Source organism: Streptomyces sp. NPDC059398, assembly GCF_042751845.1.
Taxonomy (GTDB): domain Bacteria; phylum Actinomycetota; class Actinomycetes; order Streptomycetales; family Streptomycetaceae; genus Streptomyces.
Window position 1 is genome coordinate 84,292 of record NZ_JBHYWP010000008.1, and the last position, 20,455, is coordinate 104,746.

General features: G+C 72.3%; 15 protein-coding genes. 6 read left to right on the forward strand and 9 right to left on the reverse strand.

Translation table 11 applies throughout. The features are described from left to right. Positions 1-19 precede the first annotated feature (19 nt). From ACFXBC_RS05255 to eccD, 3 genes are all read right to left on the reverse strand, one after another. A complete protein-coding gene (locus ACFXBC_RS05255) occupies positions 20-367 on the reverse strand; it encodes a hypothetical protein (protein ID WP_385018878.1) in 348 nt (115 codons plus the stop codon). 109 nt (positions 368-476) lie between these two features. Further along, positions 477-1,979 (reverse strand): type VII secretion protein EccB, encoded by a 1,503-nt coding sequence (eccB, locus tag ACFXBC_RS05260; protein WP_385018880.1) that lies wholly within the window; start codon positions 1,977-1,979, stop codon positions 477-479. A 73-nt stretch (positions 1,980-2,052) separates the two neighbouring features. After that, the gene (gene eccD / locus ACFXBC_RS05265; RefSeq protein WP_385018882.1) at positions 2,053-3,441 is read right to left on the reverse strand and encodes a type VII secretion integral membrane protein EccD; all 1,389 of its coding nucleotides are present in this window, start codon (positions 3,439-3,441) and stop codon (positions 2,053-2,055) included. A 216-nt stretch (positions 3,442-3,657) separates the two neighbouring features. Here eccD and eccCa point away from each other — a divergent pair, with 216 nt between their 5' ends. Continuing rightward, a complete protein-coding gene (eccCa, locus tag ACFXBC_RS05270; protein ID WP_385018884.1) occupies positions 3,658-7,689 on the forward strand; it encodes a type VII secretion protein EccCa in 4,032 nt (1,343 codons plus the stop codon). A 172-nt stretch (positions 7,690-7,861) separates the two neighbouring features. Here eccCa and ACFXBC_RS05275 read toward each other — a convergent pair whose 3' ends face one another. After that, complete coding sequence (locus ACFXBC_RS05275) at positions 7,862-8,446, reverse strand: TetR/AcrR family transcriptional regulator (protein ID WP_385018886.1); 585 nt, start codon at positions 8,444-8,446, stop codon at positions 7,862-7,864. A 145-nt stretch (positions 8,447-8,591) separates the two neighbouring features. Between ACFXBC_RS05275 and ACFXBC_RS05280 the strand changes: the two genes are divergently transcribed. After that, positions 8,592-9,326 carry an SDR family oxidoreductase gene (locus ACFXBC_RS05280; RefSeq protein ID WP_385018888.1) on the forward strand — a complete coding sequence of 245 codons (735 nt, stop codon included), beginning with the start codon at positions 8,592-8,594 and terminating at the stop codon, positions 9,324-9,326. Positions 9,327-9,380: 54 nt separating this feature from the next. Here the strand turns inward: ACFXBC_RS05280 and ACFXBC_RS05285 are convergent, their stop codons facing one another. The 4 genes from ACFXBC_RS05285 to ACFXBC_RS05300 all read right to left on the reverse strand — a co-directional run bounded on the left by ACFXBC_RS05285 (position 9,381) and on the right by ACFXBC_RS05300 (position 15,390). Next, the gene (locus tag ACFXBC_RS05285) at positions 9,381-9,791 is read right to left on the reverse strand and encodes a DUF3592 domain-containing protein (protein WP_385018890.1); all 411 of its coding nucleotides are present in this window, start codon (positions 9,789-9,791) and stop codon (positions 9,381-9,383) included. 143 nt (positions 9,792-9,934) lie between these two features. Next, on the reverse strand, positions 9,935-11,149 hold the full coding sequence (locus tag ACFXBC_RS05290) for a S8 family serine peptidase (protein ID WP_385018892.1): 1,215 nt from the start codon (positions 11,147-11,149) through the stop codon (positions 9,935-9,937). A 430-nt stretch (positions 11,150-11,579) separates the two neighbouring features. Beyond that, complete coding sequence (locus ACFXBC_RS05295) at positions 11,580-14,876, reverse strand: right-handed parallel beta-helix repeat-containing protein (protein WP_385018894.1); 3,297 nt, start codon at positions 14,874-14,876, stop codon at positions 11,580-11,582. Between the two features lie 136 nt (positions 14,877-15,012). After that, positions 15,013-15,390, reverse strand: a complete 378-nt coding sequence (locus ACFXBC_RS05300; RefSeq protein ID WP_385018926.1) for a VOC family protein — start codon at positions 15,388-15,390, stop codon at positions 15,013-15,015. A 458-nt stretch (positions 15,391-15,848) separates the two neighbouring features. On the opposite strand from ACFXBC_RS05300, the gene ACFXBC_RS05305 reads away from it, so the two are divergent. The 3 genes from ACFXBC_RS05305 (at position 15,849) to ACFXBC_RS05315 (ending at position 18,123) form a co-directional block, all read left to right on the forward strand. After that, positions 15,849-16,262: an anti-sigma factor antagonist gene (locus ACFXBC_RS05305; RefSeq protein ID WP_385018896.1), complete on the forward strand. Its 414-nt coding sequence runs from the start codon at positions 15,849-15,851 to the stop codon at positions 16,260-16,262. 86 nt (positions 16,263-16,348) lie between these two features. Next, the gene (locus ACFXBC_RS05310; RefSeq protein ID WP_385018899.1) at positions 16,349-17,107 is read left to right on the forward strand and encodes a class I SAM-dependent methyltransferase; all 759 of its coding nucleotides are present in this window, start codon (positions 16,349-16,351) and stop codon (positions 17,105-17,107) included. 296 nt (positions 17,108-17,403) lie between these two features. After that, positions 17,404-18,123 (forward strand): prepilin peptidase, encoded by a 720-nt coding sequence (locus ACFXBC_RS05315; protein WP_385018901.1) that lies wholly within the window; start codon positions 17,404-17,406, stop codon positions 18,121-18,123. Positions 18,124-18,258: 135 nt separating this feature from the next. On the opposite strand, the gene mgrA is transcribed toward ACFXBC_RS05315, so the two are convergent. Beyond that, entirely contained in the window at positions 18,259-19,296 is a 1,038-nt protein-coding gene (gene mgrA / locus ACFXBC_RS05320) for an L-glyceraldehyde 3-phosphate reductase (RefSeq protein WP_385018903.1), read from the reverse strand. A 218-nt stretch (positions 19,297-19,514) separates the two neighbouring features. On the opposite strand from mgrA, the gene ACFXBC_RS05325 reads away from it, so the two are divergent. Beyond that, positions 19,515-20,276 (forward strand): isoprenyl transferase, encoded by a 762-nt coding sequence (locus tag ACFXBC_RS05325; protein ID WP_385018905.1) that lies wholly within the window; start codon positions 19,515-19,517, stop codon positions 20,274-20,276. The last annotated feature ends 179 nt before the right edge of the window (positions 20,277-20,455 follow it).

A 20,455-nucleotide genomic window follows, 5' to 3' on the forward strand; every position in this document is an offset into this window, starting at 1 on the left:
TGAGCGAACCGGCCGAGGATCAGCCGGAGAGGGCCTGGTAGTAGCCGCTGCCGCCGCCGTCCCACGCGCTCGCGTACTGGGAGGCGTCCATCTCACTGGTGTTGTGGATGGAGTCGGCCGCCACCAGTGAGGCGTGCAGCGCGTCGACCTTGCCCTTGACGTCGTTGTAAGCCTGCATCCACTGCTGGAGCTTGCCGCTGAAGATGCTGGACGAGTCGGCGACGTAGGCCATCCGCACGTCGTCGTGGATCGCCGACACCGTCGCGCCCGCACGGGCCATGGTGGCCACGTGGTTCTCCAGAGCGGCGCGGGCCTTGTCGACGTCGACTTGCTGCCGGTTGAACAGTCCAGGCGTGCTGTCACCCATGGTCGGCCTCATTCCCATCAGGATTCGGACATGTGTCGCCACGATACTCATCAGAAGTGCTCAACTGACCCTGCCGGAACAACATTTGATCTTCACTTGAGCTTTGGCGTCAATTGTTGACGCATAGTTCATTGGTTTGTTTCCCGGTGTCTGCGACTCTTTCGCTCCCGGCGCCTTTCGCGGCGGATTGCCCGTCCCGTACGATTCCGCCCCGCGCCAGTGCCTGCGGATCGAGGGCGGGCCCGGCCGGCAGCAGGTCCAACAGCGGCGCGGGCAGCCGTACCGCGTCGCCCGCCGGGTAACCGAGTTGCTTGAGGGCGTCGTCGTCGGGCACCGGGAACGCGGCGCCCGCATCGGTGACCAGGTAGCGGGTGGAGCCGGTCCCGGCCGTGGAGTGGGCCGTCACGAGGGCGCCCGCGCCCGGTCGCACCCAGACCCGGTCCGCCGTCAGGCACCCCGCCCGCACGCCGGGTTCGGTGTCCGGCGCCCCGCCCGGCACCTGCGCCGCGGCGACCAGCGCCACGGTCGTGGTGTGCCCGGAGCCACTGGAAGCCACCCGCGCGCACACGTCCTGACCTGCGGCGGCCGGCACCGCATGCGGCGCGGTGGCGGGCAGGTCGGCGGCGAGCGACGCACCGGCCGAGGCCGGGACCTGGTGGGCGGCCAGGTCGGCCGGCCCCACCGCGCGTTCACGTACCGCTCCGCCGCCGTACGCCTGCGCCTGGGTGCGCGGGTCGCCCAGCAGCAGCCGGTGCAGGGTGTCGGTCAGCGGTACGAGCCCGTCCTGGCGCAGCAGATAGTGCTGGCCGCCGTCGGCGGTGAACAGCTGGCCGGTCCGGCTCGCCGCCCCCGCCAGCCGCGGGCCTGCCCCACCCCGGCCGGGCACCGCGGGAGCCGTCAGGTCGGGCCCGGCGGCGAGCGACGCGAGGAAGGCGTCGCCGACCGGGTACGGGGCGATGCCCGCCCAGCCGAGCGCCGCGGCCCCGCCGTGCTTCGTGTCGACCGCGAACCTCCGTCCCTGCCAGAGGATTTGGACTCCGCCACTGGGTGAGGACACCAGCACGCCGTCGTGCGCGCCCAGTCCGTTGCCGCCAGGCTCCGCGCCGATCACCACGGAGGTGACCGTGCCGGTGGCGCCGGTCCCGGTGTCCTTGCGGCCCGCGCACACCGACCAGGTGCCCCGGTCGAGCGAGCCCTTCGGCAGCCCGTCCGGGGCGCCCACGATGCCGAGCGGCGTCCCGCGCGGGGTGTCCCCGATGGAGGCCGCCGCGACCTGCTGGACGGTCATCTTGTCCCCGGCCAGCAGCCGCGCCGACGCCTCGTTCAGTACGGGGTGCAGCGTGCCGCCGACATAGACGTAACGGGCCCCCGAGTCCTTGACCACCACGAGCGCCCCGTCGGTGCGCCAGGACGTCGCGCCGCCCGGTGAGATCAGCCCGTACAACGTCGTGACCAGCGCGGCCAGAGCGGCGGCCAGCAGCCCCCACATGATGCCGCGCCAGGTACGGGCGGTCGGTGTGTCCGCCGCGTCCGGTTCGGCGCGCTGCATGCCGGAGGAGAGCCGGCCCATGACGAACATATGGGCCTGGACCTGGTCACGCCTGGACTGCATGCACGTTCCTCACTGGGCTCACTACCTCACTGGGCTCACTACGGGTTTCACGGATCTCATTGCCGGTGGGCTGTCAGCCCCAGATGCCGCGCAGCGTGCCGAACACCCCGGCCAGCAGCAGCGCGAGCGGCAGCAGCACGAGTGCGGCCAGGCTGTGCAGGATGTCGGCCGCGCGCCCCCAGTAAGGCACCAGCCTGCGGCCGGGCACGGTCCAGGCGGCGATCATCGCTGCCGCGGCGGCGGCCGTCAGGATGCCGGTGACCTCCAGCCGTCCCGGCAGGCCGGTGCCGACCGCGTCCGTGCAGGCCGCGAGCGCCAGGGCGTACGCCCCCGGCACCGCCAGGAGCAGCCGCTGCCAGGCACCGCCGACGGTCCGGGTGTGCAGGAGCAGCAGGACGCCGAGCGCCACCCCGAGGGCCGGCGCGGGCCAGCCGTCCGATGCGGGGCCGGTGAGCAGCGCTGTGACACAGCCGGCCAGGATCAGCCCCAGCGCCGCTGAACAGCCGGTGGCGTACGCGTCGGCCAGCCGGGCGCGCACCCGGACCCGTTCGGCCTCGAAGGGCTCGATGCCCTCCTGGAGTTCGTCGGCGCTGGACGGCAGCGGCGGCAGCCGCAGCCCCGCGAGCCGGAAGGCCAGACCCGGTACGAAACTCCCGGTGGCGACCGCGCCCACCGCCAGATATCCGGCCGTGTGCGACAGCGGCACACCGGACGCGCAGACCATGCCGCCGACCGCGGTGAACAGGGCGACGGTGAAGGCGCCGAGGAACAGCGGAGCGAACGCGCCGACCGCGGCCAGCGCGAGGACCGCGGCGCCCGCCGCTGCCGCGCCGCCCGCCAGCAGCCGGGGCCCGAACACGTCCTCACCGTGCGCGGCGGTGGGCAACAGCGCGCCCGCCAGCGCCAGATACGGCACAGCCATCAGCCCGAGAGCGGCGCCGGCCCCCGCGTCCCCGACGGCACGCGACGCGGCCGTGGCCCCGGCGAGCAGCAGTACGGCGAGTACGGCGGCCGCGCCGGCCCGCCAGCCGACGGGGCCCGGCAGTACGACCGTGAACAGGGCGGCGGTCAGCCCGGCCACGGCCAGACCGATCAGCAGCCTTCTGGTCAGTTCGGGGCGCCAGGTGTCGGGCCGGGCCCGCAGCGTCTCGCCGATGCCGTCGACCAGATCGTCGAAGTCGACTTCGGGAAGTGACTCGTGACGGGCCCGCAGGTACAGCGTCTCGCCGTCGCGCAGCTCCAGCGACTGCGGTGTCCCCTCCTCGTCCAGGGGCGCGGCGCCCAGCCGCTGGAGGGTCCAGCCGCCGTGGGACGAGCCCTTCTCGTGCAGATCTCCGCCCGCGTACTCGACGAGGACGGGGACGAGATCGGCGAGCGGTACGTCGACCGGGACGCCCAACTCATAGGAATTTTCGGGCGCTCTTACAGTTATTCGGCACAATCCGACGGTGGTGTCGCTCACGGCGTTTCGATTCTCTCCCGTCCGGGGGTGCGGGTCGACCCGGGAACGGGGCGAACACTATCGTGAGTTCGAACCGATCATCGGATCAACCATTCCGCTCACAAAGCCGGATGGCCGATGAAATTGTTCTGCGGCACAACAAACAACTGTTCCTTACCCGCCCATTGACTCCCGGGTAATTCGACTGTTTCCTTGAACGAGGAAGGCCCAGCCCTCTTGAGCACCGTCACGTTCCGGCGCCCGCCGCGCCGGCCGGGCCCGCAGCTGCCGCAGGGCGAGCTGACCCTCCAGGAACCGCCCGCACTGCCCGAGTCCCAGGGCGCCATGGGCGGCGTCGTCACGTATCTGCCCATGGCGCTCAGCTCGCTCGGCATGGTGCTGATCTTCATCAGGCCCGGTGAGAGCAGCGGCGTACTGATGTGGGTCGCCATCGGGATGATGCTGCTGTCCGCCGTCGGCATGCTGGTCAGCCAGTTCATCCGCGCCGCCGGTGACCGCAAACGGCGGCTGCGCGGTGAGCGGCGCGACTACCTGCGCTACCTCGCCACCAGCCGCCGCCGCATCCGCAAGGCCATCGACGAGCAGCGGCGCGCCGACGCCTGGCACCACCCGGAGCCCGGCTCGCTCCTCTCGCTGGCGCGCGGCGGCCGGCTCTGGGAGCGCCGCACCACCCACGAGGACTTCGCGGAGGTCCGGGTCGCCACCGGCACCCGTCAGCTCGCACTGACCCTCAACCCGCTCTCCACCAAGCCCGTCGAGGACCTCGAACCGCTCTGCGCCCACGCGCTGCGGCGCTTCATCCGGGCCTACTCGACGGTGCCGGGACAGCCGATCGCGGTCCGGCTGCGCTCCTTCGCCCGGGTGGTCCTGCTGTCCGGCGGCGCGAACGCGTCCGGCGGCGCGGACCCGGCGAGCGGCACCGGGGAAGCCGCGGCGTCCGAACGGAATCTGGAGACGGCGCGCGGCGCTGCCCGCTCCATCGTCGGCCAGCTCGCCGTCCTGCACGCCCCGGAGGACCTCGCCGTGGTGGTCGTCGCCGACGGCGGCGCGCTCCCCGGCTGGGAGTGGGTGAAGTGGCTGCCGCACGCCCAGCACCAGTCCGACTCCGACGGCGCGGGCACCGCCCGGCTGGTCGCGGAAGCCGTCTCCGAGCTCGAACCGCTCCTCGGTGAGGAGTTCGGCGGGCGTCCGCCCTTCGAGCCGGGCGCCGAGCCGAGCCGCGACGAGCCGTACACCGTGATCGTTCTGGACACCGCCGCGGTCCCCGCCGGGGCCCGTATCGCCGAGCACGGCTACCGCAATGCACTGGTCATCGACGTGCGCGGAGCCCTCGACGGAGCCCCCGCGCGCGGCTCACTGCGCTTCCGGGTCACCCCCGGCGACCTCGCCATGCTCACCACCGACCCCGACGGCAAGGCCACCGAGACCTCCATCGGACGCCCCGAGACCCTCGGCCCGCACGCGGCCCGCGCGCTGGCCTCAGCCGTGGCCCCCTACCGGCTCGGCGCCACCGCCCGCTCCGAGCAGCCGCTCCAGGAGGACCAGGAGCTGACCGGCCTGCTCGGCATCCACGATCTGCACTCCGCCGACCTCACCAGGCTGCACGAGCGGCGCGCGCCCGGCGACCGGCTGCGCGTCCCCATCGGCCTGGCCGCCGACGGCAGCCAGGTCACCCTGGACATCAAGGAGTCGGCGCAGGGCGGCATGGGCCCGCACGGCATGCTCATCGGCGCGACCGGGTCAGGAAAGTCCGAGCTGCTGCGCACCCTGGTGCTCGGCCTCGCGCTCACCCACTCCTCCGAGACGCTCAACTTCGTACTCGTCGACTTCAAGGGCGGCGCGACCTTCCTCGGCCTCGACCGGCTGCCGCACACCTCGGCCGTCATCACCAACCTGGCCGACGAGACCGCGCTCGTGGAGCGCATGCGGGATGCCCTGCACGGCGAACTGATGCGCCGCCAGGAGCTGTTGCGCAAGGCGGGCAACTACGCGTCCCTGCTGGAGTACGAGAAGGCCCGCGAGACCGGCGCCGACCTCGCGCCGCTGCCCACGCTCTTCGTCGTCGTGGACGAGTTCAGTGAACTCCTCGCCGCGCACCGCGACTTCCTCGACCTGTTCGTGATGATCGGACGGCTCGGCCGCAGCCTCGGCGTCCATCTGCTGCTCGCCTCGCAGCGCCTGGACGAGGGCCGCATCCACCAGCTGGAGTCGCACCTCTCCTACCGGGTCGGGCTGCGTACCTTCTCCGCGATGGAGAGCCGGGGCGTGCTCGGCGTTCCCGACGCGTACGAGCTGCCGCCCCAGCCGGGAAGCGGCCTGCTGAAGAACGACGTCGGCACGCTCACCCGGTTCAAGGCCGCCTTCGTCTCCGGGCCCTACCGGGTCGTGCGCCCCGCCGTACGCCAGGCGGTCGTCGCCGGGCAGGTCGTGCCGTTCCACGCGGGCTGGGTCGCCCCACGTCAACTGCCGAGGAACGAACCGGAGTCGGCCGAGCCCGGCGCGGGCCCGGCCGAGGAGGCCGCCGCCAGCCTGCTCACCATCGCCGTCGAACGGCTTGAGGAGTCGGGCCCCCACGCCCACCAGGTGTGGCTGCCCCCGCTCACCGAACCGCCCACGCTCGACCTGCTGCTGCCCCCGCCGGGCTCGGCCGGTCCGCGCCGCCCGCTGACCGTGCCGGTCGGCATCGTGGACCGCCCGTTCGACCAGCGGCGCGACGAGCTGACCGCCGATCTGTCGGGTGCGGGCGGACACGTCGGCATCGCGGGCGGCCCGCAGAGCGGCAAGAGCACCCTGGTCCGTACGCTCATCACCGCCATCGCCCGCACGCACACCCCGCGCGAGGTGCAGTTCTACTGTCTGGACCTGGGCGGCGGCGCGCTCGCCGTGCTCTCCGGCCTCCCGCACGTCGGCGGTGTCACCGGCCGTCTCGACCCGGAGCGGCTGCTCCGTACGGTCGCCGAGATCACCGCGCTGATCGCCCGCCGCGAGCGGCAGTTCGCCGAGCACGGCCTCGGCTCCATGGCCGACTTCCGGCGCAGGCGCGCGGCCGGTGAGTTCGCCGACGACGCGTACGGCGACGTCTTCCTCGTCGTGGACGGCTGGAACACGGTCCGCCAGGACTTCATGGACCTGGTGCCCACCTTCACGCTCATCGCGTCCCGCGGACTCAACTTCGGCGTCCACCTGATCATCGCCGCCACCCGCTGGGGCGAGATCGGCAGCGCCCTGCGCGACCAGCTCGGCACCCGCTTCGAGCTGCGGCTCGGTGACCCCGTCGACTCCGCGATCAACATGCGGGCCGCCGCGACCGTACCGAAGTCCCCCGGCCGCGGACTCACCGACGAACGGCTCCACTTCCTGGCCGCGCTGCCCAGGATCGACGGGGACCCCGCCGTCGACACCCTCTCGGACGGAGTGGACGCACTGGTCCGCGAGACGGCCGCCGGGTGGGACGGCCCCGAGGCCCCGCCCGTACGGATGCTGCCGCTCACCCTGCCCGCGTCCGAACTGCCCGCACCTGACGGCGACCTGCGCGTCCCGATCGGTGTGCGGGACGTCCAGCTGGACGCATTCCGGCACGACTTCGAGGAGCACCCGCACCTGGTCGTGGTCGGGGACGCCGAATCGGGCAAGACCAACCTGCTCGCGATGGTCTGCGACGCCGTCACCCGGCGCTACGGTCCCGCCGAGGCCCGTGTCATGGTCACCGACTACCGCCGCCGCCTCGCGGGCGCCGTACCGGAGGCGCACCGCCTCGGATACGCGGTGGGGCCAGCCCAGTTGCAGGAGATGGTCGCAGGCTCCGCCCGCGCCATGGCCGACCGGGTGCCCGGCCCGGACATCGCACCGGAGCGGCTGGCGAAGCGCGACTGGTGGAAGGGCCCGCGGCTGTTCGTCGTCATCGACGACTACGAGCTGATCGGCAGCGGCGGACCCGACGCGTTCGCCCCGCTGCTGCCGTATCTCGCGCAGGGCACCGAGGTGGGGCTGCACATCGTCGTGGCCCGCAGCGCCAACGGCGCGTCCCGCTCGATGATGACGGACCAGCTGCTGCGCCGGCTCGTCGAGGCCAACACCCCCGTCCTGCAACTGTCCTGCCCGCCCGCCGAGGGGCAGATCGTCGCCGGTACGAAGCCCCGCCTGCTCCCGCCCGGACGCGGTCTGTACATCACGCGCCGCAACACGGTGCAGGTGCAGACGGCGCTGCGCGACGAGCGGGCGGAGCAGGAAGCGGGGAAGCAGAAGTAGGCGGAAGCAAACGGAACGGGGGCCGAGGCGGAGCCGACCGCGAAGTGCGTCGCCGCGATCCGGACGGGCACAGTGCAAGGACCCCGAACCGCGCGGTCTGACGGTCGCGGATCTCCCTTGCCGATGACTACGAGTGGAAGTGAGCGGCGAAGCAGGCCCCCGGTTCGTACCGTCAGCTTCCGGGGAGCTGCCGCGGTTTCAGCCCGTCCAGGATGAGGTCGAGAAGGCGTTCGGCCTGGTCCCGTTGCTCGGGTTTCGCCGAAGTGAGGGCGATTCCGGCGAGGGCGGCGAACATGTCGGCCGGGCGGATGTCGGAGCGCAGGGTGCCGGCGGTGGTACCGGCTTCCATGAGGGCGGTGATGGCGGCCTCGATCATGTCGCGGCTGTGGCCGTACGGGTCGCCCCCCGAGGCGACGACGGCTCGCAGGGCTTCGGCCATGCCGAGTTTCGCGGTGACGTAGTCGATGAAGCGGCGTGTCCAGGCGTGCAGGGCCTCAGGTGGCGGCATCGTCGCCAAGAGTTCGGGGGCGGCGTCGCACAGCCGCTCCACTTCGTTGCGGTAGGCCGCCTCGATCAGGATCTCCCGGGTCGGGAAGTTGCGGTAGAGCGTGCCGGTTCCGACGCCGGCCTCCCTGGCGATGCGTTCGAGGTGGGCGTCCAGCCCCTCTTCGGTGAACACCCGCACGGCTGTGGCCAGGATCTTGTCCCGGTTGCGCTGTGCGTCAGCCCTCAGTGGGCGTCCTGTATCCCGTGCCATCGACGGCTCGCTCCCTCGTGCCTGTTTGCGAAGTGGAGGGGCGCCCACTTACAGTGCGACTAACTGGCGGAGCCTCCAATTCCACTGTAGACGCTGTGGACAGTGCGCTGCGCCCCTGCCCATTTTCGGAGCTTCGGAGGATCTCGTGTCGGGAATCGAAGGCAAGGTCGTGGTGATTACGGGCGCCAGCAGCGGGATCGGTGAGGCGACCGCGCTGCTGCTGGCCGAGCGGGGAGCGAGGGTGGTGCTTGGCGCACGCCGGCCCGAGCGTCTTGAGGCGCTGGTCGCCCGCATCGAGAAGGCCGGCGGCCAGGCCGTCCACGCACGCACGGACGTGAAGCGCCGGGAGGACCTGTCCAGCCTGGTCGCGCTGGCCTGCGACCAATACGGCAGGATCGACGTGCTCGTCAGTAACGCCGGGGTCGGTCTGATCTCCCCGCTGGACGAACTGCGCGTCGAGGACTGGGAGGAGATGATCGATGTCAACCTCAAAGGTGTCCTGTACGGGATCGCCGCGGCGCTGCCTGTCTTCCGGGAGCAGGGCTCCGGGCACTTCGTGAACACCGTCTCCACCGCCGGTCTGCGCATCGTGCCGCTCCAGTCGGTGTACGCCGGCACCAAGAACGCCGTACGCACCATCTCCGAGGGGCTGCGCCAGGAGGCCGGGGGCAGTCTGCGTGTCACCGTCGTCTCGCCCGGGTTCACGCGCACGGAGTTCTCGGATTCCATGGCTCCTGAGATGAGGGCCGAAGCCCTCGACCGCATGGGCGACATCGCCATCCCGCCGGACGCCATCGCACGCGCGATCGCCTTCGCCATCGAGCAGCCGGACAGTGTCGACGTGGGCGACATCGTCGTCCGCCCCACAGCGCAGAACTAGGGCCTGTACGGCCGGAAACGGGGCACGTACGGCCGTTCTGGACTGGACGCTCCGTCACGCCACCGTCGACAGCAGTATCCGCAGGCCCATCACGAAGATCACAGCTCCGAAGACACAGAAGACGACCATGCTGCCGCCGCCGGAGTAGCCGTCGATGGCCATCCGCTGCGGCTTGGCCGGGTCGTAGAGGATGGTGACCGGCGTGCCGGGGCGGAGGCTGGTCCTCCTGCTCTTCCCGAGCGAGGACCTGACCTCCATCGGCCGTCCGTTGCCGGTCCGGTACCGCACCACCGGGTGGTAGCTCGTCCCGCTTTCACCGGAACTCCGGGCCAGCCGGACGACAGTGCCGCAGGCCCGTGCCCCGTGGCGCCGCAGCCAACGCGTCCTGAACAGGATCGTGCCGCCGACGGCCCCGAAGAGCAGGCCGAACGCCATGATGGATATCGCCCCTTGTTCAGGACCCATGAATTCTCATCTCCCTCGGCTGCGTGCCACACGGATCGACCGGACGGGGCCTTCCGTCTCACCGGGGAAGGACGCGGGACCGGAAGGCGCGGTTCTCCGGCACCACGGTGCCGCCGCCGCGGCCGTGCTCCATGACGCCCGGGTCAGACCCCCGCGCGCCAGCCGCGGCGCCGTGCGCGGGGCAGCACCACCGCGAAGAACGCCGTCAGCGCGATGAGCCCCGCCGCGCCACCGGCCACCGCTACCGCGCCCGTGTGGGCGCTGTGCCCGGTGGCGGCCGCGAGCTGCGGCGCGGGCTCGGGCCGCGCGGGTCGGGGCGCGGACGTGGGCAGCACAGCCGTCACCGCGCCCGCCGGATCGACCGTTCCCGCGCCCGTCAGCGCACGGTCGGTCGCCGCCCCCGGGTACGCCGTCGACGTCAGCCGGTCGGTGAGCTGCCGGGTGGTCAGGCCGGGACGGTAACTGTCCACCAGCGCGGCCGTACCGGCCACGAAACCCGTCGCCAGGTCGGCCCCGCTGCCGCTGAAGTGCCCGCTGCCGCCCGGCCCGATGCTCATGAGGCTGGTGCCGGGGGCGGCGATACCGGGGGCCGTCGCGGGCGCGGCCTTCTGGTCGGGGCCGCCCCCGGGAGCGAGCCCGGCGACGGCCAGCACGCCGGGCAGCGCTGCCGGATAGGCGGCCGGGGCCGCGGCCCCCGACTCGTTGCTCATCCCGTACGCCGGGGCCACGACCAGTACGTTGTGCCGCACGGCATCCCGGACGGCGGAGGTGAGCGAGGCGCTGCCGCGGTTCAGCGCGAGCGGCACATCCACCACCCGGGCCCCACCGGCCACCGCCGCCCGGATGCCGGCCGCCACATGGTCGGCGCCGGCGGAGCCGTCCTTACCGGTCACCCGGACCGCCAGGATCTTCGCCGCGGGCGCCACCCCGGCGAAGCCGACGCCGGGCTTCTGCGCGGCCGCGACGATCCCGGCCACGAACGTGCCGTGCCCGACGCAGTCCTTCCCCGCCGTCCCGCCCGACACGACATCGGGCCCCGCCTTCACCCGTCCGGCCAGCGCGGGCACCCCGCTGGCATCCACCCCGGTGTCGACCACGGCGACGGTCACCCCGTCGCCGCGCGCCGATGACCAGGCCCGGGAGGGCGCGATGTACCGCTGGGGCCAGGGCGTCAGGTCGGAGTGCTTCTTCGACGGCCGGACACAGCCGCCCGCAGTGGGCGGGGCGGAGGAGACGGCGGGCAGCGTCGGGGAGTCGTCGGCCGCGGCGGGCGCGGCCGCCCCCGCGACGGTGGCCGCACCCGCGAGGAGTACGACGAGGGCGGCTGCGGCCGGGAGTTGTACGGGGCGGGGCGGCATGCCCATGATCCTATCGACCGGCCCGGGCGCACCGACACCCTTCACCCTTCACCGCCGCCCCGCAGCGGGCAGCCGGCCACCGGGCCCGGCACCACGACGCACCAGCACCACCAAGCGCCGGCACAGCCAAGCCCCTGGCACCGCCAAACCCATGGCACCGCGAAGCCCTCGGCACCGCGAAGCCCTCAGACCGCGAAGCCCTCAGACCACCACGCCTTCGGCACAGCCAAGCCCCTGGCACCGTGAAGGCCCCGGCACCGCGAAGCCCTCGGCACCGCGAAGCCCTCAGACCGCGAAGCCCTCAGACCACCACGCCCTCAGACCACCACGCCCTCAGACCACCACGCCCTCGGCACCGCCAAACCCATGGCACCGCGAAGCCCCCGGCACCGCCAAGCCCTCAGACGCCAACTCCTCGGACCAGCAAGCCTCAGACCACCAAATCCTCCGGCAGCAGCATCCGCAGCGCCGCCGCGCCCGCGTCCGGCTCGCGGCTCAGCCTGCCCGCCTGCCGCGTCATCATCGACTCCAGCACCTTGCGCGCGAACCTCGCGTTGCCGAAGTTCTCGTCACGCGGCACCTCTTCGAAGTACTGGCCGAGCAGCGCCACCGTCTCAGGCGCGCAGTCGTACCCGTCACGTTCGCACTGGCGCCGCACGATCTCCACCAGATCTTCCGCCGAGTACGCGCCGAACGTCACCCGGCGCGAGAAGCGGGAGCCAAGACCGGGGTTGGAGCCGAGGAAGCGGTCCATCTCGCGCTCGTATCCCGCGACCACCACCGCGGTGTCGTCCCGGTGGTCCTCCATCAGCTTCACCAGGGTGTCGACCGCCTCCTGGCCGAAGTCCGAGCCCGAGCCACCCCCCGGGGTCAGCGCGTACGCCTCGTCGACGAAGAGCACACCGCCGCGCGCCCGCGCGAAGACCTCCTGGGTGAGCTGGGCGGTGTGCCCCACATACCGGCCCACCAGGTCCGCCCGCGCCACCTCGATCAGCTGGCCGCGCGGCAGCACCCCCAGCGCGCCGAGGAGTTCCCCGTACAGCCGGGCCACCGACGTCTTCCCGGTCCCGGGCGGGCCGGTGAAGACCAGGTGGTGGCCGACCGATGGGGCGGGGAGCCCCGCGGCCCGCCGTCTGCGGGCCGTCGCCAGCAGATTGACCAGGTCCTGCACCTGCGACTTGGCCTCGTCGAGGCCGACAAGCGAAGCCAGCTCCGCCATGACCGCGTCGATCCTGTCGGTGTCGGCGGGCCCGCTCTCGCCCGCGCCGATCGCCGCCGCCGCCTGTTCGCCCACGTCCGAAGGGAGCAGCGTCGTCAGGTCGTCGTCGGAGACCTCCGGCATCTCCGCGAGCCGCAGCGCCTGCCGGTCGATGAGCTCCTCGAAGACCTTGCGGGCCGCGCGCGCGTTGCCGAACGAGGCGTCCTTGTGCATCCGCTCGAAGTGCACGGACAGCGCCCGCTCGGTCTCGTCACCCAGCGTGTAGCGGTTCTGCTCGCACAGCGTCCGGACGATGGTGATCAGTTCGGGGACCGTGTAGTTCTCGAACTCGACCGTGCGGTTGAAGCGGGACGCGAGCCCCGGGTTGGAGGCCAGGAAGGTGTGCATCTCGGACGAGTAACCGGCCGCGATGACCACCACGTCGTCCCGGTGGTCCTCCATCAGTTTCACCAGGGTGTCTACCGCCTCCCGGCCGAAGTCAGCACCGCCGCCCGAAGAGCCGCCCTGGGTCAGCGCGTACGCCTCGTCGATGAACAGCACACCGCCCAGGGCCTGTTCGAAGACCTCGGTGGTCTTGATGGCGGTGCCGCCGACCACCTTCGCCACCAGATCGGCGCGGGCCACCTCGACCAGATGGCCGGAGCGCAGGACGCCCAGCGCCGCGAGGATGCTCCCGTACAGCCGCGCGACACTGGTCTTGCCGGTGCCGGGCGGACCCGCGAACACCAGATGGCGGGCGGTGGCCGGAACGGGGAGACCCGCCTCGCGGCGCCGCTCGGCCAGCCGGTTGAGGTTGACCAGGGTGGCGACCTGCTCCTTCACGGCGCGCAGACCGACGAGTTCGTCCAGCCGTGCCAGCGGGCCCCGCGGGTCCCCGGGAGCCCCTTCCGGCCCGCCGTTCTCGCCCGTGATGTCGGCCTCGCCGTTCTCCTCGCTGGTCAGCCGGTCGAGCACCAGCTCACCCGCGGTGGATCCGCGGTGTACCCCAGCGCCCTTGTTCCCGGTGACCGTGCACCCGGCCGCGCGCACCCGCATCGTGCTCACCGTCCGCAGCCCGTCCCCGCCGCCCGCCGTGAACGCGCACTCGGTCAGCTCGGCGCTCGCGTCGGCCCCGATGCTCACCCCGTGCCGCCCCGAGCCGCCCACCCGCACCCGGACGGCCGTCAGCTCGGCGCCCGCGCCGTCCACATCGAGGCCGTCGCTGCCGGACGTCTCGACCTCGCAGTCGACCAGCGTGACCGCGCCGCCCGCCCGGACCGAGATCCCGGCCCGGGCGGCCGACCGTACGACCGTGCCCTGGAACGCGGGCCCCGCGCCCCCGGCCCGGATGCCGCAGCCGCCCGCCGACGTCACCGTGCACGCCTCCGCCTTCCCGCGGGCCCCGTCCCGTACGTCGATGCCGTGCCCGCCGGTGTCCGTCACCGCGATCCGGCGCAGCACCGGGTCCGCGCTGTCCGCGACGACGATCCCGTGCCCGTCCGCGCCCGTCACGGTGACCCGGTCCAGCCGGGCGGTGCAGGCACCGGTGAGGACGATGCCGTCAGCGGCGCCCCCGGCCACCTCGGTACGGATCAGCACGGTGGACGAGCCGTCCTGGACGAGCACGCCGGCCGAACGGGCCCCGGTGATACGGGCGTCGGTGAACGTGCCGCGGGAGCGCCCGGTGACCGCGATGCCGTGGCCGCCGGGCCGGTCGACCCGGAGCCCGGTCAGCTCGGGGTCCGTACCGCCCGACAGGGTGACGCCGTGGGTGGTGGCGCCGGTGGCCGCGCAGCCGGTCAGTACGGTCTGCGCGGCCGTCGATATGTGGAAGCCGATCACGCAGCCGTCGGCCCGCACCCCGGTGAACCGTGTCGTGGCGTTCTCCTCCACGGCGACACCGGGCTTCACGGTCCGCACCACGGTGACATCCGTGAACGTGCCGCGCGCCCGGCCGTTGGCCAGGACGCCGTTGCCCCCCGCGTCCCTGATGGTGCAGCCGCGCACCTCGGTGGCCGCGTCCTCGCCGACCACGATCCCCGAACTCCCCAGCCGCTCAAGCACACAGTGCTCGACGACGCTGGTGCGCGACGACAGGTCGACGATCCCCGCGCCCGCCGGATTGCTCACGGTGGTGTCGCGCATGGCGAGCGAGCCCTCGTCCCTGGAGAGCAGCGCGGCCCAGGAGTTGCCGAACACCTCGCACCCCTCCAGGGCCGCCTGGCCGCGCGGTACGTCCACCACCGGCTCGTCCTCGTCGCCGCCCCCGCCCGCGACCAGCCGCAGCCCGGAGAGCTTCACGGCCTCGGCGAGCACCTGTACGGCGCTGCCGCCGCGCGGCGCGATCTCGACGGTGCTGCCCGGCTCATGGGCCACGACGGTGACCAGCTTCGTGACGACCAGGTTCTCGTCGTACCGCCCGGGCCTGACGCTGATCACCGAGCCGCCGCGCGCCGCGTTCAGCGCCTCGCCGATGGTGCGGTGGTCGCCCGCGCCTGCCGGGTCCACGACGATCAGATGGCGCGCCACAGGGGCTCCCTCGTGCTCGGTACTCCGGTCGGCCGACGGCCGTCCGACCGGGACCATCATGCCAAGGGAGCGAACGGCGCGGTCCCCGGCCCGAGCCCGCCGGACAGCCGGGGCCCGCCGGACCCGGAGCCCCGGATCAGCCCGTGTTGCCGTACGGCTGTGTGATCACTTCCATGGCGTGCCCCGACGGGTCCATGAAGTAGACACCCCGGCCGCCGAACAGGTGGTTGATCTCGCCGGGCTGCTTCTTGTGCGGGTCGGCGTAGAAGTCCGTACCGGTGGCCCGCATCCTCGCGAAGATCCCGTCGAAGGCTTCCTCGGGGACGAGGAAGGCGTAGTGCTGGGCGGGGAGCGGGGACCCGGGCGGTACGGACGCGAAGTCCAGGGTCACGCCATTGCTGAGCTCCACAGGGACGAAAGGCCCCCATTCCGCCCCGGCCTGCAGACCGAGCACGCCGGCCAGGAAGTCGGCGGACTCCCGTTTGTCCCGGGAAAGAACGATGGTGTGGTTCAGCTCGACGGGGAAGGGCCCGGATGCCGCGTCGGCCCCGGGCTGTGATGCGGGTCCCGGTACCGCTGCCCCCGCTGACGTGGTTGTCGTTGCTTCCGCTGCTGCTGCTTCTGCTTCCGGCACTGCGTCTGGATCCGACACGGTGGAATGCCTCCAACGGGCACCTCACGGGCACCTCCACGCCTCACCCGGCCGGTGACCGGCGCGCGATGCCGTACGGACCAGCCTAGGCGCTGCCCGGTCCGTACGCACGGGTCCGGTACGCGCGGGGCACTCCGACAACTCTCTCCGGACAGGACGACGTTCACCGGCTGCTTCACCCGGCCAGGTGAATCACGGCAAGCATGCACGTTTCTGCACCGTGCCGCTTCTTAAGGTGTGTCAGGTCGCCCCGGCCCTCGACGACCGGCCCGTTTCCGCCGGCCGACCCGATGTCACAGCGACCGACCCGGGGGTCGGCCATGAATGCTAAGGAAAAGCACACGGAGAAGACAGAGCAGGACAAGCACGCGGAGAGCACGACGCCGGAAGGGCGGCCCGCCCCCGGCCCGGCCGTCCGCAGTTACACCGCGGGCCGCTTCACCGTGGTCGAACTGCGCGGCGAGATCGACCTCCTCGCGGCCGCCCGTATCCGTGAGTGCACCGATGCCGCCACCGCGCCCCAGGGCGCGCGGGTGATCGTCGACCTCCGCCCCGCGACCTTCATCGACTGCGCCGCCCTCGGGGTGCTCTGCCGGGCCAGGAGCCGGGTGCTCGACCGCGGCGGTTCGATCGACCTGGTCTGCACCCGCGCCCTGCATCTGCGGATGCTGCGGGTCACCGGTCTGGCCGGCTACTTCCCGAACAGCCCCACGGTGGCCGAGATCTCGGCCTGACAGGCCCACCGGTGGAGGGCGGCGGCACCCTGCCGGAGGTAAATGCGCTGGCGGGAGGGGTGCCCGGCCTGCCAGACTCGGTCTCCATGTCCAGGACCTTTGAAGAGCTGGTGGCCGAGGCCGACTCCGTATCCGTCGACGGCTGGGACTTCTCCTGGCTGGACGGGCGCGCCACCGAGGAGCGGCCCTCCTGGGGTTACGCCCGCGCGATGGGGGAGCGTATGGCCCGTGCCTCGGCCGCGCTCGACATCCAGACCGGCGGCGGAGAGGTACTGGCCGGAGTGGAGAAGCTGCCACCGCTGACGGTCGCCACCGAGGCATGGCCGCCGAACGTGGCCAGGGCCACCGCCCTGCTGCACCCGCTGGGCGCCGTGGTGGTGGCCGACCCTGACGAGCCGCCGCTGCCCTTCGCCGACGGCGCCTTCGACCTGGTCGTCAGCCGCCACCCGGTGAAGGCGCACTGGCAGGAGATCGCCCGGGTGCTGGCGCCCGGGGGTACGTACTTCTCCCAGGAGGTCGGCCCGGCGAGCGTCTTCGAGCTTGTCGAGTACTTCCTTGGCCCGCAGCCCGAGGCGCGCAAGGGGCGCGACCCGGAGGCGGCCCGCACCGCGGCGCTGGCGGCGGGCCTTGAGGTGGTCGATCTGCGGCTGGAGAGCCTGCGCACCGAGTTCCTCGACATCGGGGCTGTCGTCTACTTCCTGCGCAAGGTGGTCTGGATGGTGCCCGGCTTCACCACCGAGGCGTATCTGCCGCAGCTCCGGGCGCTCCACGAGCAGATCGAGGCCGATGGACCGTTCATCGCGCACACGACACGTTTCCTGATCGAGGCCCGCAAGCCCCGATGAACCCCTGAGCCGCCCGGCCGGGCCGGCCCACGCTTGCCGCCCGCCGGGCACGGGTGAGGCGGGCACCGGGCCGGCCCACACCAGCCGCCCGCCGGGCACGGGCCAGGCCACATCCGCCGCCCGCAGCCCGCCGGGCACGGGTCAGGCCACATCCGCCGCCCGCAGCCCGCCGGGCACGGGTCAGGCCACATCCGCCGCCCGCCGGGCACCGGGCCGGCCCACACCAGCCGCCCGCCGCCCGCCCGGCCCGCGGCCACGCCCGCCCCCGCCCCACCCGGCCGGTCTAAACTCGCCGGGTGTCTGCCGCGCTGATCGTCGTCATCGCCGCCTGTTTCGGCGCCGCCGTGGGGGCCCTGCTGCCGCGCCCCGCCTACCGGCTCGCGGTGGCCCCCGGTGCTCCCTGGCAGGACGCCACCCCGTCCGGGCAGCCGATCGCGGGCTGGCTCGGCCCCGCGCGCGGCGCCGACGGGTGGTACGGCCCCAGCACCCCCGTGACCGCCGTACTCACCGCCCTGTGCTGTGCCGCGCTCGCGGCGGCTGCGGGGGCCACGCCGGAGGCGGCCGTCTGGGTGCTGCTCGTGCCCGCCCTGGTGCTGCTGGCCCTGGTGGACCGCGCGGTGCAGCGGCTGCCCGACATCCTCACGCTGCCCATCGCGGCGGCGACCGCGGCCCTGCTCGGGGCCGCCGCGCTGCTGCCCGGCGCACGGGGCTCCTGGACCGGCGCCCTGCTCGGCGGACTCGCCCTGGGCGGCGGCTACTTCGTACTCTTCCTGATCAACCCGAACGGCATGGGCTTCGGCGACGTCAAACTGGCGGCCGGTCTCGGAGTGGCCCTCGGCTGGTACGGCTGGGGCGTCCTGCTGCTCGGCACCCTCGCGGGGTTCGTCTACGGGGCGGTGTACGGAGTCGGCCTGATCCTGCGGGGGCGCGCGGGCCGCAAGAGCGCGATGCCGTTCGGCCCTTTCATGGTGGCGGGAGCGCTCACCGGTCTGCTGCTGGGCGGATTCGGAGCGTAATCGCCCGGCATTGGCCGGGCACGGCGTGGCGCCAACACGACTTACGAAGGGTTATGGTGGAAACCCCCCCTCGGGCCGGTCCGTATCCCCCCCACGGACCGGCCCGTTTTTTCTGCCCTGATCCGCCCGCGGCGGTCAGCTCCGGCCGGCCCAGATGTTGGTGCCCGCGGTGTCGACGGCGAACGAGTCGATCTCCGTCAGTTCGTCCGCGGAGAGCGGGGCCGCCGTGAGCGCCGCCACATTCTCGTCGAGCTGCTTCACGCTGGAGGCGCCGATGAGCGCGGACGTCATCCGCGGATCGCGCAGCACCCAGTTGAGCGCCAGCTGCGCCAGGGACTGCCCGCGCCGCTTCGCGATCTCGTTGAGCCCGTTGAGCCGGCGCACGACCTCGTCCGAGAGCAGCTGGGGGTCGAGCGACTTGCCCTGCGTGGCGCGCGAACCCTCCGGGATGCCCTTCAGGTACTTGCCGGTGAGCAGGCCCTGCGCGAGCGGCACGAAGGAGATGCAGCCCATACCGGCCGTCTCCAGGGTGTCGAGCAGCCTGTCCTCCTCCGTCCAGCGGTTGATCATGGAGTACGAGGGCTGGTGGATCAGCGCCGGGACGCCCATCTCCTTGAGGATGCGGGCCGCCTCCGCGGTCTGCTCACTGTTGTACGAGGAGACCCCGACGTACAGCGCCTTGCCCTGCTGCACGGCGGAGGCCAGCGCGCCCATCGTCTCCTCCAGGGGAGTCTCCGGGTCGAAGCGGTGGGAGTAGAAGATGTCGACGTAGTCGAGACCCATCCGCGCGAGCGAGGCGTCCAGCGAGGACAGCAGATACTTGCGCGAGCCCCACTCGCCGTACGGGCCGGGGTGCATCAGATAGCCGGCCTTGGTCGAAATGACCAGTTCATGCCGGTACGGTGCGAAGTCCTGGGCGAAGAGCTTGCCGAAGTTGAGCTCGGCGGAGCCGGCCGGCGGGCCGTAGTTGTTCGCCAGGTCGAAATGGGTGACGCCGGTGTCGAAGGCGCGGCGGAGGATCGCGCGCTGTGAGTCGAGCGTGCGGTCGTCGCCGAAGTTGTGCCACAGGCCGAGCGAGACAGCGGGGAGTTTCAGCCCACTGCGGCCGGTGCGCCGGTACTCCATGGAGTCGTATCGGTCATCGGCGGCGAAATAACGAAGAGAATCAGTCACAGGCCCTTCCCTATCACGGACTTGTGACAGACCGGGTTGGGCTGTCATGACCCCTGCGCAGTACTGTGGCGGCTCGGGCCGATTGCCACCGCACAGAGCCATGGACACAGAGCTGTGGACTCCGTGCAGTGCCTTCCCGGGAGGACGCATCCCGGGACCCCCAGCCGGAAAAGCACGTCGGGCAGGGCGTCCGGCACGACATCGCGAGGTGAATCGCAGTGAACTTGCGCGACCTGGTGTACGGGCTCTACGCACGTCGGGTGGAAGGCCGCCTCGACCACGACCAGGTGCCCAAGCACATCGGACTCATCCTGGACGGCAACCGGCGCTGGGCCAAGGCGTCCGGCGGCACCGCCGCACAGGGCCACAAGGCCGGGGCCGACAAGATCACCGAGTTTCTCGGCTGGTGCGCGGAGACCGATGTCGAGGTCGCCACGCTCTGGCTGCTGTCCACGGACAACTTCGACCGCCCCCAGGAGGAGCTGACCGCGCTCTTCGGCATCATCGAGGACACCGTCAGGGGCCTCGCGGCGGACGGCCGCTGGCGGGTCCACCACGTCGGCGCGCTCGATCTGCTCCCCGGCCACACCCAGGCCGTACTCAAGGAGGCCGAAGAGGCCACCACGGGCAACACCGGGATACTGGTCAATGTCGCGGTCGGCTACGGCGGCCGCCAGGAGATCGCCGACGCGGTCCGCTCCCTCCTCCTGGAGCACGCCCAGAAGGGCACGTCCTTCGAGGAGCTGGCCGAAACCGTCGATGTCGAGCGCATCTCGGAACACCTCTACACCCGCGGCCAGCCCGACCCGGATCTGGTGATCCGCACCAGCGGGGAGCAGCGGCTCTCCGGGTTCATGCTCTGGCAGAGCGCCCACTCCGAGTATTACTTCTGCGAAGTCTTCTGGCCCGCCTTCCGCAAGGTCGACTTCCTGCGGGCGCTGCGCGACTACGCGGCCCGCCACCGGCGCTACGGCGCCTGAGCCCCCTCCCGTCCCGCACCCACCGCGCCGCGGCGCGCTCGTCGTGCACCCTTTCGAGTGATGGCCTGAAGTATTCGCTTTTCCGGAGCCGGCACCCGGTGGAGCGCGGATGTCGCGCCGGTCAGCCACGGATGACGTGCGGGTGAAAACCTCCCTGCCCTGACCGCCACTGGCAGGAA

Coding starts and splice junctions, on each gene's coding strand:
- ACFXBC_RS05255 (WP_385018878.1), bottom strand. CDS start 367: ATGGGTGACAGCACGCCTGGACTGTTCAACCGGCAGCAAGTCGACGTC.
- eccB (WP_385018880.1), bottom strand. CDS start 1,979: ATGCAGTCCAGGCGTGACCAGGTCCAGGCCCATATGTTCGTCATGGGC.
- ACFXBC_RS05305 (WP_385018896.1), top strand. CDS start 15,849: ATGAATGCTAAGGAAAAGCACACGGAGAAGACAGAGCAGGACAAGCAC.
- ACFXBC_RS05290 (WP_385018892.1), bottom strand. CDS start 11,149: ATGCCGCCCCGCCCCGTACAACTCCCGGCCGCAGCCGCCCTCGTCGTA.
- ACFXBC_RS05275 (WP_385018886.1), bottom strand. CDS start 8,446: ATGGCACGGGATACAGGACGCCCACTGAGGGCTGACGCACAGCGCAAC.
- ACFXBC_RS05285 (WP_385018890.1), bottom strand. CDS start 9,791: ATGGGTCCTGAACAAGGGGCGATATCCATCATGGCGTTCGGCCTGCTC.
- ACFXBC_RS05310 (WP_385018899.1), top strand. CDS start 16,349: ATGTCCAGGACCTTTGAAGAGCTGGTGGCCGAGGCCGACTCCGTATCC.